Below are 14,602 nucleotides of genomic sequence, written 5' to 3'. Positions count from 1 at the left end.
TAAAACCTTTCTTTTATTTTTTAATAAGCATTCTTATCCCCAAACAGTACAAAGAAGGTTTTAAATATCAGTTTTAAATCTAATAGAAATTTTCTATCTTCTACATACTGTAAATCTAATTTCATCCAATCTTCAAAATCAATATTATTTCTTCCAGATACCTGCCAATAACATGTTAGTCCTGGTTTAACTTCAAGTCTTTGAAGCATCCAAGGCTCAAACTTTTCTACTTCCTTTGGAAGACTTGGCCTAGGCCCTACTAAGCTCATATCCCCTTTTAAAACATTAATAAGCTGTGGCAGCTCATCTATACTAGTTTTTCTTATAAACTTACCTACTTTAGTAACTCTAGGATCATCCTTCATTTTAAACATTGGTCCAGACATTTCATTTTGCGCTGCTAATTTTACTTTTAATTCTTCAGCATTTTTAACCATTGAACGGAACTTATACATTTTAAATTCCTTACCATTTAAACCAATGCGAGTTTGTGAAAATATAACTTCACCCTCTGATTCTAGTTTTATTAAAATAGATACTATTAAAAAAATTGGACTTAATAATATTAATCCAAGCAAGGCTGCTAGAAAATCTAAAGCCCTTTTAAAAACTTCGTAAAATATATTTTGTCTTTTTCTAACTTGAATAATCTCCTGTTCTTCAATATGAAGTCTTTCCATTATTATTCCCCCAATCTTATATAGTGCATAATTCCCAATTCACTATTTTATTGCTTCAGTATATTTGGCTCTTTTAGCCAAATATACTGAAAATACCCTTCTTTTCTTTAATTAAGCTTCCCCTAAAACTTATTTCTTCATTTTCTAAAATTTTTTCACCGCTTTTATTTAAATATCTTAAATAATCAGCATCTAGTTTTTCTATTATCTTTATTCCTTCTTTCATATTGGTAGTTCTTTTTTCATCCCTATGTCCATCAGAACCTATAGCAGAATAAACCTTATTTTTTAAATAGTTTTCAGCAAGCTTTTTAACCTCTGTTCCAAAGTGACCTAACAAACTTCCTATATTTAACTGGAAAAGAAAGCCTTCTTTTATAAAATCATTTATTAAAGAAGGCTTTTTAATAAATTTAATATATCTTTCAGGATGAGCTATTATTGGTACAATTCCCTTTAACTGTAATTCATATAGGTTTTCTAAAACCTCTGTAGAAGAAAAACTTCTCATATCAAATTCAATTAACATATATCTAGAATTATTTATTGTTCCAATATACCCCTTTTCATAATTTTCAAGAATATTATTTGTATAATAAACTTCTTGACCTATATAAGTTTCAATATCTAAACCTTCTTCCAAAATCAACTTTTTAAGATCAATTTGTCTTTTTTTTATTTCATCTAAAGTGTATTCATAATAACCAGGCATATAATGGGGAGTACACACTATTTTATTAGTACCTCCCTCTATAGCCAAATTTAACATATTTAAAGTCATTTCCCTAGATTTTGAACCATCGTCAACGCCCCATATTATATGGGAATGTAAATCAACCATAAAAAATCCTCCATATTTCCTAACGTTATTACTTACTTTCGCCATAATAGTAGTAATATTTGTTTCTAGAACTTTCTATTCCGTTTAAAACTGTACCTATTATATTTGCATTAACCTTCTTTAAAAGGCCTAAGGCATTTTGAACAGAGTCTTTTTTAGTTTTTTCTGCCCTTATAACTAAAATCGTTCCATCAGCCTTTGTGGATAATATTTGAGAATCTGTTACAGCTTGTACAGGTGGTGTATCTAAAATTATATAATCAAAAACATTTTTTAATTCTTTTAATAAATTGCTCATTGCCTTAGATGAAAGCATTTCTGATGGGTTTGGCGGAAGTTTTCCTGAAGTTAAAACTACTAAATTTTCATTGTATCTATGAAGAGCAGTTTTTAAATCTTCTTTTCCAATTAATACATCGGAAAGACCTACAAGATTGGAAATTTTAAACTTTTTATGTAAGGATGGCTTTCTTAAATCGCAATCTATAAGTAAAACCCTTTTTCCATCTTGAGCAAAGGATAAGGCTAAATTTCCAGCTGTTGTGGATTTACCTTCTCCAGGTTCTGAACTTGTAACCATTATAATTTTATATTCCTTATCAAAGGATGAATATTGTATATTTGTTCTTAAGGTTCTATAACTTTCAGCAGCTATAGATTTTGGATCTTTCTCTAAAATGAACATTACTTATCCTCCTTTACTTGAGGTATTGTTCCTATTACAGGTATATCTAATTCTCTTTCTATCTGCTCCTTAGTTTTAAAGGTATTATCTAGGAATTCTAATAATAATGCTAATCCTCCACCAACCCCTAAGCCAAGGGCAAAAGCTATAGCAATATTCATTTTCTTATTTGGACTTATAGGTTTATCTGGAACTTCTACACTTTCTATTATTTGAATATTACCATTAGGAACTAATTTTTTTGATGTTTTTATAAATTCATCTGTTACTTTTTTTATTATTGTAGCCGCTTCATTTGGATCAATACTATTATATTTAACTTCTAAAATTTGAGTATCTGTAACTGTAGTAACTGTTAAATTTTCTAATACGGTATTTGTATTAAGATTTATTTTTGAACCTTCTAATGCTCTTTCAACTAAATCTTTTGTTTTTATAGTAGCAGAATAAGTTTTCATAAGCTTTTGATACATTGTTACATCATTTTGATTGTAGCCTTGACTTTCTGCCTCTTCCTTACCAATAAAAAGCTTTGTAGTTGCTGCATATTTAGGTTTTATTACAAAAAAGCTGACTACCGCTGATATTATCGTTGCTATCAATGTTATTGACACAATCATTAACCATCTTTTCTTTAGAGCATCAAAAATCTCATCTAATCTTATTTCTTGTTCTTCCAATTTAAAATCCTCCTTACCAATAATATTTTGTATTACCGGCATATTATATCATTAAATATACTAGCTTTTCATCTTTAAATTTACTTTTCATCAAAATTTTGTATTTTTTATACAAAAAAATATAAGTCAATTAAATTTTTAATTAAATTTAATTACACTTAATTATACTTAATAAAGTTTATTAATTTTTTCTTAATATAGAAAATTATAAAATATTTCATTAACTTTTCTATAATTTATTCAAAATAACTTTTTTGCAATTTCTGATTTAATTTGATAAATTCGACATTTGCGTCAATTTATCTTATATCTTCATTTAATTTTTTATAGGAATTTTTAAATCATTCCAAAAATACTTAAAGAAAAATACATTATCTTACAAATTTTACCCACAAAATTTTTCTTTATATTTTTAAATATCGAATTTCCAAAAAATTCAACTTAAATTTATTTTTGAATTCCATTTAATTATTGACTTCGTTTTATATCTCCTTTTGTCGAACAAACACTATTAATAAGACTAATACCCTAAAAACTCAGAAGAGTATATCATTTTTCTCTTTTAATTTTTTTCTTTTAATTTTATTTAATCTATTATTCCTTAAAGCTTTTTCAGAATCAACTACAAATATACCTTCTTTACTTAAAGCAAAAATTTTATCATCTATTAATTTTGAATCTATTCTTTCATAGAAGCCAACGAATTGATAAATGTTTCTTTTTAATAAAAACTTAGCAGTCTTTTTTATAGCTTTGCCATATTCACCTTTTAAGCTTGCAGGATCTAATTGAAACAAACAGCCTTCTTCTAGAAGCTTATTTATTTTATTTTTATCTTTTATTATTTCTTTTATTTTTTCTGGACTTACTATTATCGGTGTTACATTTCGTAATTTATATTCAAAAACTATTTCTAAAAGGTCATCAATTTTATCGGCTTCTTCAACATCTAATAAAATATAATTACTATCATTTATGCTTCCTAACTTTCCATTTATATATTCTTTTACATTTTCATAATTATCCCTAAGTAGGTTTCCAGGATATAGCTTTATATCAATATCCTTAACTTGTAAATAATTATTTAATTCTTCAACTATTTCCTTTACTTTATTTATATTACTTTCACTATTTTCATCATAATAGGCTGGAGCAATAACTAAATTTTTAATATTATTTTTAGCTGCTTCTTCTATGTTGTTTAGTAATATAGATGATTTAAAATTTTCATCTTTAACAGTTTCTTTAAGAACTAAACTTGCTAATAACATTTAATCCCACTTCCCCTTAAAAATTAACGTTTTTATTATAGTAGCTTTTCGAATATTTTTCTACTTTTTTCCTTCTACATAGTTTTTCAAACTTTTTAATATTATTTTTACTAATGTTTATTTTCTTAGTTTTACTAATAAAAATCTTCTTTATATTAGTATCTTTTAGCTTATCTTTAATTTCTTTTTTAATTACAAAAAGAAAAATTTTACAAACTCTTTCTTGTTTATGTAGTATTTTGTAGTAATTTTTCTTACGATTTTTAATTAATTTCTTATAAGAAATCTATCAAAATGTATATTTATTAATTGAAATGTTTTTATAATGAGGGGGGGAAGTTATATGCGAGAGCTATTAATTTCAGCAAAGAATGGAGACAATAATGCTAAAGAAAAAATAATAGATATGTATTATCCACTTATTATTAAAGAAGCAAAAAATATTTTTATTAAGGGTAAAAGTTTTGAGGATCTTATACAAATTGGAATACTTCACTTGCTTAATGCAATAAATAAATTTGATATAGATAGAGATTATAAAAGTTTTCCTTCTTATGCCTCATGGTCAATAAAAAATGGCTTTAGATATTTGTGTAGAAGTGAAATAAGATATAATGATGAGCTGAGTTTAAATAAACCAAATAATGATGGCCTTGAACTAGAAGAAAGCATTATAGATGATAAGACTAATGTAGAAATAACTGTTTTACAGGATATTATTTATGAAAACTTATATCTAGCTTTAGAAAAACTAGATAATGAAGAAAAAGAATTAATTGAATTTTTATTTATAAAAAATGAAAGACCTAATCTTACGAAATACTGTAAGGAATACAATAAGGATTACTATTATGCAGCTGCCTTAAAAAAAGAGCACTTAAAAAGCTAAATAACTTTTTAATTAACATCCTCCAATGAAATCTAAGTCTTTTGAGTTTTCTCCTAATAGTATTCAACTATATAGATTTAATATAAAAAATAATAAGTACCTAATAATAGTTTGCAAATCATTATTAGGCACTTATTTTTTTATTTAATATTATTAATTATCATTCCTTAACTCTTAGCTACTCCTTCCCCAACTTTTATTTCTATCTTTTGTAAGACTTTCTTCTTAAAATAAACTACCTGATGATATTTAAGACCTTTTTCTTCCGCATATTCTTTGAGAGACTTCTCTTCTATAAATATTTCTCTTATAAATTCCTTTTCCTCATTTGCCATTTTATTTATTAAGTTAATTAGTTTTTCCCTTGTTTCTTTTTTTATTATTTCTTCCTCCAGCTCTACATTTTTATCTTCTATATTTTTTATTTCAGAATTTTCTTTTGTTTCTCTATTCCCTTTATTATAGCTAATAATTTCTTTTGATTTTTTTATTTCCTTATATATAGAATTTTGTACAGTTCTTTTTACATACAAAGGAAAGGAATTGCTTTTTTCTAAATCAAATCTTTTAATTGCTTTTAATGTTGCCATATAGGCTAGTTGTTTAATATCTCCTTGTTCATAGCCATTAATATAATATTGCTTTGAAGATTTCTTTATAAGGGGTTCAAATTTATTAAGTAGTTTTTCCATTGATACTTTGTCCCCCTGTTTTGCTTTAATTAATAGTTCTTTCATAAATTCGTCTCCCCCTTCAAATTTTATATTCACATTATAGCAAACATATGTTCTGTGTTCTAACTTTTTCATTAGCTATTTTTCTACAATAATCGCGCTTAGCTACTAATTTTTATTTTTTTAGTTTATACTATAGAAAGAAAGGCTTTAGGAGGATTAATATGGAAAGTAAAATTAAATTAATTTGTATAGATATGGATGGGACTCTTTTAAATAGTAAGCATGAAGTTAGCGATGAAAATAAGAAAGCTATTAAAAAAGCTCATGATAGAGGCGTTAACATTGCTCTTTGTACTGGAAGAATGTTTTTATCTGCAAAATATTACGCTAATCTTATTGGAATTAACACCCCAATAATTGCTTCTAATGGAGCTTTTATAAAAAATGGCTATAATGATAAAGCGATATATGAAAATCCTTTACCTAAGGACATAGCAATTGAAATTTATAAAATAGCAAAAAAATATAGACTAACTATTCAATTTAATAGTTGGAATGTATTATTTATGGAAACTCCTGCTTCAGAGGAACATGCTTATGTTGTGATGAATAGGGATTTACCAAAGGAAAAGCGTGTAAAATTTATTATTAATGAAAAGCTAGATGAAGCTATACAAAATTATGAAGGCAATATTTTAAAAGCAGGAGTTATAGAAAAGGCTGCTAATAAGGATAAACTTTGGACTGCAAAAGAAGAAATAAAGGATATTTTTAGGGATAAACTACATGTTGTAAGCTCTGGAGATAACAATTTTGAAATAACAGTAGGTTCGGTTTCAAAAGGAAATGCTACAGCTTATTTAGCCAATATGCTAAATATTCCTCAAGAAGAAGTTATGTGTATAGGAGATTCTGAAAATGATCTTTCAATGATAAAATATGCAGGTATTGGTGTTGCCATGGGAAACGGTCTTGATATAGTTAAGGAAGCTGCTGACTTTATTACAGATACAAATGATAATAGTGGTGTTTCTAAGGCAATTGAAAGATTTGTGCTTAAGTATTAGCAATTAACAGTTAATAATTAGTTTATATAAAAAGAGATTTTACTGTTACTAATTAATATAACTTGTAAAATCTCCTTTTATATTTTTTAACTAAATAATTTCTTTTATTGCTTTAACTGTTTCCTTTGCAACATATTCAGCATCTTCTAAGGAAAGGGTACTATATACTGGAAGGGTAATTTCATTTTCATATTGAGCATAAGCATTAGGATAGTCTTCTATTTTATATCCTAGATTCTTATAAAGAGTTAACATTGGTAATGGCTTGTAATGCACATTTGTTGATATTCCCTTTTCCGCAAGCTTTTTAATAAGTAAATTTCTTTGTTCTTCCTTAAAGCCCGTAACTCTATAAGTATATAAATGATAAGAACTTTCTGTTCCTTCATTATTATTGTATAACGGTATTATTGAGAAATCTTCTTTTTCTAAAATTCTTGTATATGTTTCAAAAATAGCCTTTCTTATTTTTAACATCTCTTCATATCTCTTTAATTGAGCTCTTCCTATTGCAGCATTAATATCTGTCATATTACATTTAAATCCATCTGTAATAATATCATATTCCCAAGCTCCTGCCTGCATTTTAGATAAGGCATCTTTTGATTGACCATGTAAAGCTGTATATTTTAATTCCTTACTTAAATCTTCTTTTTCAGCAAAGTTATTATCATTATAAGTTATTACTCCACCTTCAGCTGTAGTTAGATTTTTAACAGCATGAAATGAGAAGGAATGAAAATCGCATTGGCCTCCTACCTTTTCTCCTTTATAGGTTGCACCAAAGGAATGGGCAGAATCAACTGAAATGATTATATCTTCCCTATTAAGTTCTTTTAAAATTCCCTTTATTCTATCATAATCTGCTGGATAACCTGCATAGTCTACTGGCATAATAACCTTTGTTTTATCTGTTATTAAAGTCTTTAACTTATCATAATCCATATAAAAAGAATCCTTTGCAACATCACACATTACAGGAAGAATTCCTCTATGAAGGGCTACACTTGCTGTTGCTGTATATGTATAAGGTGTAGTTATTATTTCGTCACCTTCTTTAATATCTAAAACCTTTAAGATAAGCTCCATTGCTGCTGTAGCACTGTTTAATGCAACTGCATGATTTACTTTACAATATTCTTGTATTTCTTCTTCAAACTTAGCTAAATTGGGCCCTGATGTTATCCATCCTGATTTTAATACTTCTACTACTGCATTTATTTCTTGTTCTGTTATGTCTGGAGGAGAAAAAGGTATATTTTTAATATTCTCCATAAAAATTCAATCCTTTCTTAAAACTTAATTTAAATCGTTATATATGATTATAAAACTTTATTCTAAAATAATCTATAAATTTTATTACTAATTTCTTAACATTATATCAATGTCATTAATAATATAACTAAGCCTTGGCTAAAATAATAATTATTTATATAAAAAATATTTGTGTATAATTAACAAATGGAATATACACTAAATAATAAGTGTACATTCCATAATATTATTTTATTCTTCGTTCTTTCCAATATCAGATAATACAAGACCTTTATTATGATCTAATGCCCAGCTAATTCCCCAGTCGCTTTGGAATATTAGTATGTTTCTATCCTTAAAGTCCTTAACCTTCTTTGTATCTGAAGTTAGGTTTAATGAATCCATGTCTATGTTTTCATTTTCTATCCATCTTACATATTTGTATGGTAGTACATCCATTTTTATATCAACATTATATTCACTCTTTAATCTATATTCTAAAACTTCAAATTGCAGTACCCCAACAACTCCAACTATTATTTCTTCCATTCCTATGAAAAGTTCCTTAAATACTTGGATTGCCCCTTCTTGTGCTATTTGAGTAACACCCTTTACGAATTGTTTTCTCTTCATTGAATCTACTGGTCTTACTCTAGCAAAGTGTTCTGGAGCAAAGGTTGGAATTCCTTCAAATTTAAATTTCTTCTTTGGTGAACATAAGGTATCTCCAATTGAAAATATACCTGGGTCAAATACACCTATTATGTCTCCTGCATAAGCCTCTTCAACTATTTCCCTATCTTGGGCCATAAATTGTTGTGGTTGGGCTAATCTTATTTTCTTTCCACCTTGTACATGGTAAACTTCCTCTCCTTTAGTGAATTTACCTGAGCAAATTCTCATAAAGGCAATTCTATCTCTATGAGCCTTATTCATATTTGCTTGAATTTTAAATACAAAGGCTGAAAATTCGTTATCAAAAGGATCAATTTTACCTATGTTTGAGTTTCTTGAAAGAGGTGCTGTTGTCATTTCTAAAAAGTGTTCTAGGAATGGTTCTACACCAAAGTTAGTTAAGGCTGATCCAAAGAATACTGGTGTTAACTCTCCCTTTGATACTTTTTCTAAATCTAATTCATCTCCAGCTATATCTAATAGTTCAATGTCTTCCATTAACTTATCGTGAAGAGCTTCACCTAAAAGTTCTTTAAACTTAGGATCATCTACTGCACCTTCTATAGCATCTACTTCTTTTTGTCCGTGATTTCCTGCTGAGAATACTATTATTCTGTTATTATCTCTTTCATATACACCTTTAAACTCTTTTCCTGAACCAATTGGCCAGTTCATTGGATAAACTTTTATTCCAAGTTCATTTTCTATTTCTTCTAATAATTCAAATGGATCTCTTGTTTCTCTATCCATCTTATTTATAAAAGTGAAAATCGGCATTTCTCTTAATGATGCAACATGGAATAGCTTTCTTGTTTGTGATTCTATACCTTTTGCACCATCTACTACCATAACAGCACTATCTGCAGCCATTAAAGTTCTATATGTATCTTCAGAGAAATCTTGGTGACCTGGTGTATCTAATATGTTAATGCAATGATTATTGTAATTAAATTGCATAACTGAAGAAGTAACTGAAATACCTCTTTGCTTTTCTATTTCCATCCAGTCTGATACTGCATGAGTAGAAGCCTTTCTAGCTTTAACTGATCCTGCTAATCTTATTGCTCCCCCATATAATAAGAACTTTTCTGTTAAAGTTGTTTTACCTGCATCAGGGTGAGATATGATAGCAAAGGTTCTTCTTTTTTCTATTTCTTTAATAAAATCTGACAAAAGTGCTGCCTCCTTAATTTTTATTTATCTATTAAATCGTTAAAATCATATGTAGTAATTTATTAATTATATATCTCTATTATTTCTCCAATTATTCATTATAAACCAGATTATTTCAATTTACAATTTGCAATTATCAATTATTCAATAACATTTTTTATTAAATTATAAAAAGGCTGCCTTAAAGAAGACAGCCAAAATCTTAAAATTCATATTATTACTCTTCGCTATATACCCAATATCCTAAAGCTTGCTCTAAAAACAAACTTGCTTTAACTTTTATAATATTATCTTTATTAGGATCTAAAGCAAGAAAATAATTTACTCCATTTTTAGTTTCTATTCCATATAAAACTATATAATTATCCTCGGATGCTAATTCCCCAGATTTTATTAAAACAACTGCCATATGTTTTCCATCACTTAATAGCCTCTTAACTTTAGTTATTTCATTTGCCTCAAGCTTTTCTACTTGAAGCTTATATTTGTCTTGTTTTACTATGTTTTGGAAAAACTCAACAGAACTATCATAATAATCAGCCAATTCAATAGGGCTTATATTTTCTTCTTTCATACTTGATAAAATTATTGCCATGGAAGCAACTCCACTATCTATTTTATCTATCTCATTATCCTTGATATCTTCTTCTTTATAGTAAACTACTTCTTTTTCGTATTTCCCCTCTAATAAAATATTGTAATCTAAGTTTTTATTTCTAATATCATCATAATTTTCTTGAAGCTGATTATTCATATATTTAGCCCTTTTATTAAGATTATTATAATTTTCATAATAATAATCTTCCAAGGCCTTTATTTTCTCTTCATATTTTTTATCAGCAGTTTCTGAATAAAGCTTAATTAAATAATCATGCTGCTTAATATATGCTCCTGGATAAAATTTTTCTCCTTCTAAAACTTCTTCTCCATATTTTAAAGCTTTATCCTTATCCCCTATAATTTCATATAAATATGAAAGATTCCATTTAACCATTGGATCATAAGGATTTATATTTTTACTGGTTTCTAATAAAGAAATAGCTTCTTGTAAATATTTATTATCTTTATTTTTATCATATATATCTTTCTTTGCTTGAGCCCTATTAAAATAGCCTCTATAGTCTCTTTTAAATGAAATATTATTTGAAAAACTATAAATTCTATCTGCTAACTCTGCATTATTATCTATTAAATAGTTACCTAATACTATAGTTCCTTCAAAAATCATTAAATAAATAGAAATAATAGATATTACTATATAAAAATATTTACTTATTGCAAAAACTTGCTTTTCATTATCTTTATTTTTTATTTTTGTCTTATTATTTTTAGATTGATCTATACTGCTTAATACAAGTAGCATAACTAGAATTATAGGAAATGTACTAAAAGATAAATCAAAATCTACTAATGAATGTATTAATATAGTCAGATATGCAAGTATTAAATAATTTTTATTAACATTTTTACTTTTGATAATTTTTATGAAACCCACAGTAATTACTATAATGAAAATAATAAAGCATATTACCCCAGTATCATAGACAACTTGTAAATATGAATTATGAATATATTTAACATCATAAAAGGCTGTCGCATTTTCAAAAAGCTTATACTGAAACATATTTATTCCATTACCGATTGGTGATTTTAGTATACTTCTTATCGAATCCCCATAATAAACAAATCTTTCTTGAAATGCTCCATCAGCTATTGAAATTTCTTTTATTCTATTAATAGTTTTGCTATTGCTTAAAATAACTGCTATTAAGCCTAATGCTCCTAAAATATAGTAAATTTTATCACGGTACTTTAAATTTTTTATTAATATGTAAAAAATTAATATTATTGGAAGTATAAAAATAGATACTAATCTAAGTTTTTCTAAAGTAATATAAATGAATATTGCCAAAGCATTTGGCTCTAAGGAATATATTAATTTAATATTCTTTTCCTTTTTATCTATATATAATTTATAAACTATATATATTAATGATAATATGATAGTTGTTCTAGAACCTGTAAATAATAATCCAATAAATAAAATTATTTCTATTATATCTGTAGATTTATCTTTCAATCTAATTCTATTTAAATAAAGACCTACTAAATGTAATACAGCATAACTATTTGCATAGCCAATATTTCCAAAAATTCTAATTCCTTGATATAAGCCATGATAAATAATATAAAATATACTTAATGCAGCAATCGAAATTAGTATATATTTTAATATTTCATCTTTATTTTCATACCTTAAAACGCTGCCATAAACTAGATAATATATTCCCATATTCATATATAAAAAACTTCCAGAAATACTTTCAATATAAGGAGAAATAATTATTTGACATATAATTATTAAAATCCACATTATAAATAAGGTATAAAAATATTTATTTTCTTTAACTTTATTTTTATTTTTTATAATATAAATACTTCCTAATAAGAATAATAATAAGGAAGCAAAATTTTCTTTCAAAACAGACGATGGTATTATAAATGGTAATATTCCTATTATTATTTCAAACATAAACTGTCTCCTCATTTTAAAAATCCATGCAATAGATTTAACTAATTGCATGGATTATAGTATTCTTAATTTAAATTAAGCATTTCTTCTCTTTTTCAAGCACATAACTCTACCACTAACAACCATTCCCATTGCTATGATTAACATTGTTGTGCTTGAAATTATTGAACCTGTATAAGGTAATTGTTCTTTATCTGAATTTCCATCTACAGAAGTTGATTTTTCACCATTTTTATCAATCTTTTCAGCTATAACATATTTAGAGAAATGTGATGTTTTGAAAGTAATTTTATTTCCAGAAACTACTGTTTCCATAGCTTCAAAACTATTAGTTTCTTCATTATAATAATAAACTAATATGTTATTTCTATTTAATCCTTCTAAATCTTTATCTGAAAGACTAATGCTTATTTCAACTTCTCCCTCTTTAAAGTTATGAACAAATATGCTTCCATCTTCCTTATTGATTATTAAATTGAAATCAAATACTTTGTTAACTCCCTTAATATCTTTTAGAATATCAGAAGCTTCAAGAACATCTAACTTAATTGTAACATCTTTCGCTCCCTCTAAAAGACTTTTATCTATTATTGATAATGGTAAATTCATTTTAATATTATCATTTATAGATATATTTAAGGAACTTGTACCATTTTTTAATGCTTCAATATCTTTAACTATAAGCTCAACGCTTTTAGCAGCATTTTCATTTTTTATATTTATATCATTTTTTCCATTTGGGTTAAGCTTTAATACTTCTGCAATAACTTTGTCAGTTGATGGTTTTACTATTATATCAGAGCCATTTTTATTTTCACCATTGCCTGGCTTATTTCCCTCTTCTGGTTTAGTTGGTTCTTCTTGATTATTTGGTAGCTCTGGTTGGGATGGGATACTACCATTTTCTCTTTGTAATATCATGAAATCATGATGTCGCTCTATTAATATGTTGTTTTCATTATAAACAAATATTGTATTTGCACTTGAATCATGTAAATCTTCTTGAATTTCTATCACATTAGTTATAATATTATCTTTAATTTTTTTCAAATAATTTTTACCATCTTTACTTTCTATAAACCAATAAGAATCATCAAATTCATTAATAAGTTGTGTATAAGACGGGAATTTGATGTTATTTTCAAGTTTATATATTCTATTAGATAAATGGTAAATTTCTAATGTCATTACAGAACTAATATATAATTTATCACCATTTTTAAATGTTTCATATATAAAGTTACCAGCTCTTTCCATAGTAGCTTCATTAATTACTTTACCATTTTTTAATTCTGTAAGCTTAAAAGTGTAAATTCCACTTTCAAAATTTTCTTCTATTTGTTCAAATATTGTAACTGTATTATTAGCTTTATCATATGCAAAATTGTTATAGTAATCTTTAGCAGTATATACAAAATCCTTACCTATAACCCCTTTTAGCACATTATAACTAGCTCCTATTTCACCATAACGAATTTCAAATTCAATTATATTCCCTTTTTTAGGAAATCTTGTCATCTTAGCATAAACTTCATTTGTATCATCTCTGTAAGTTTTAAAATAATTTCCAGGATATAGATTTTCCATATTTTCTATAGAAATATCTACATTATTGGCTTTAAGAACTTTATCTATTAACTCTTTAACTTCAACCTCTTCATATATTGATTTAGGCTCTAAGTCATAATTATAATCTACTGGTTCAAACCAATCATTTTCAGTTGCTTCTGCAAATGAATTTTTATCTAGATCGTATTTTTCATACTCTTCTACTAAATTATCATTAACATATTTTTTATATTTAATAATTGCAGTACTATCATTTTGCTTAGATATATTCACATAATTTACATCAGAAACTTCCTTTAATACAGTTTCTTTTCCATTTTCAACTATAGAAATAAAATATTTACTGCTTTCAACTTCTTTATAAGCAATTAATAACTTATCTCCATATTGCTGTTTTCCCCTTAAATAGTAATCACTCTTAAAAAGAGGATTATATTTATTCTCTGCTGCATTTACTACTGTTTCTAACACATTTCCAGGTATTAATGACATTACCATTAAATATGCTAGTAAACTAGTAATTAGTCGTTTAAATTTTTTCATTTTACCCTTCCATCTTAAGAAAATTTTGCCATTTAATATTATAATATACATTAATGACATTTTTC

At 26.3% G+C, this 14,602-nt stretch carries 12 protein-coding genes; 2 read left to right on the top strand and 10 right to left on the bottom strand.

What is annotated here, in order from left to right; genetic code table 11:
* Nucleotides 1-20: 20 nt before the first annotated feature.
* From BEN51_RS02685 to BEN51_RS02665, 5 genes are all read right to left on the bottom strand, one after another.
* Nucleotides 21-680: a sugar transferase gene (locus tag BEN51_RS02685; protein WP_119864556.1), complete on the bottom strand. Its 660-nt coding sequence runs from the start codon at nucleotides 678-680 to the stop codon at nucleotides 21-23.
* 73 nt (nucleotides 681-753) lie between these two features.
* Complete coding sequence (locus tag BEN51_RS02680; RefSeq protein ID WP_119864555.1) at nucleotides 754-1,521, bottom strand: tyrosine-protein phosphatase; 768 nt, start codon at nucleotides 1,519-1,521, stop codon at nucleotides 754-756.
* Nucleotides 1,522-1,549: 28 nt separating this feature from the next.
* A complete protein-coding gene (locus tag BEN51_RS02675) occupies nucleotides 1,550-2,206 on the bottom strand; it encodes a CpsD/CapB family tyrosine-protein kinase (protein WP_119864554.1) in 657 nt (218 codons plus the stop codon).
* A complete protein-coding gene (locus BEN51_RS02670) occupies nucleotides 2,206-2,886 on the bottom strand; it encodes a YveK family protein (RefSeq protein ID WP_119864553.1) in 681 nt (226 codons plus the stop codon). Before BEN51_RS02670 ends, BEN51_RS02675 begins: the two co-directional genes overlap by 1 nt.
* Nucleotides 2,887-3,422: 536 nt before the next feature.
* Nucleotides 3,423-4,157, bottom strand: a complete 735-nt coding sequence (locus BEN51_RS02665; protein WP_119864552.1) for a CpsB/CapC family capsule biosynthesis tyrosine phosphatase — start codon at nucleotides 4,155-4,157, stop codon at nucleotides 3,423-3,425.
* Nucleotides 4,158-4,500: 343 nt separating this feature from the next.
* On the opposite strand from BEN51_RS02665, the gene BEN51_RS02660 reads away from it, so the two are divergent.
* The gene (locus BEN51_RS02660) at nucleotides 4,501-5,046 is read left to right on the top strand and encodes a sigma-70 family RNA polymerase sigma factor (RefSeq protein WP_236906242.1); all 546 of its coding nucleotides are present in this window, start codon (nucleotides 4,501-4,503) and stop codon (nucleotides 5,044-5,046) included.
* Between the two features lie 167 nt (nucleotides 5,047-5,213).
* Here the strand turns inward: BEN51_RS02660 and BEN51_RS02655 are convergent, their stop codons facing one another.
* Complete coding sequence (locus tag BEN51_RS02655; RefSeq protein ID WP_164704079.1) at nucleotides 5,214-5,783, bottom strand: sigma-70 family RNA polymerase sigma factor; 570 nt, start codon at nucleotides 5,781-5,783, stop codon at nucleotides 5,214-5,216.
* A gap of 161 nt (nucleotides 5,784-5,944) precedes the next feature.
* On the opposite strand from BEN51_RS02655, the gene BEN51_RS02650 reads away from it, so the two are divergent.
* A complete protein-coding gene (locus tag BEN51_RS02650; RefSeq protein ID WP_119864550.1) occupies nucleotides 5,945-6,790 on the top strand; it encodes a Cof-type HAD-IIB family hydrolase in 846 nt (281 codons plus the stop codon).
* A 90-nt stretch (nucleotides 6,791-6,880) separates the two neighbouring features.
* Here BEN51_RS02650 and BEN51_RS02645 read toward each other — a convergent pair whose 3' ends face one another.
* From BEN51_RS02645 to BEN51_RS02630, 4 genes are all read right to left on the bottom strand, one after another.
* On the bottom strand, nucleotides 6,881-8,065 hold the full coding sequence (locus tag BEN51_RS02645; protein ID WP_207652796.1) for a DegT/DnrJ/EryC1/StrS family aminotransferase: 1,185 nt from the start codon (nucleotides 8,063-8,065) through the stop codon (nucleotides 6,881-6,883).
* Between the two features lie 231 nt (nucleotides 8,066-8,296).
* Nucleotides 8,297-9,892, bottom strand: a complete 1,596-nt coding sequence (locus BEN51_RS02640; protein ID WP_119864549.1) for a peptide chain release factor 3 — start codon at nucleotides 9,890-9,892, stop codon at nucleotides 8,297-8,299.
* A gap of 217 nt (nucleotides 9,893-10,109) precedes the next feature.
* Nucleotides 10,110-12,425: an O-antigen ligase family protein gene (locus BEN51_RS02635; RefSeq protein WP_164704078.1), complete on the bottom strand. Its 2,316-nt coding sequence runs from the start codon at nucleotides 12,423-12,425 to the stop codon at nucleotides 10,110-10,112.
* A gap of 75 nt (nucleotides 12,426-12,500) precedes the next feature.
* Nucleotides 12,501-14,537, bottom strand: a complete 2,037-nt coding sequence (locus BEN51_RS02630; RefSeq protein WP_119864547.1) for a hypothetical protein — start codon at nucleotides 14,535-14,537, stop codon at nucleotides 12,501-12,503.
* Nucleotides 14,538-14,602 lie beyond the last annotated feature (65 nt).

The organism is Clostridium isatidis (assembly GCF_002285495.1).
Lineage (GTDB): Bacteria > Bacillota > Clostridia > Clostridiales > Clostridiaceae > Clostridium > Clostridium isatidis.
This window is presented reverse-complemented; position numbering and strand designations above follow the sequence as displayed.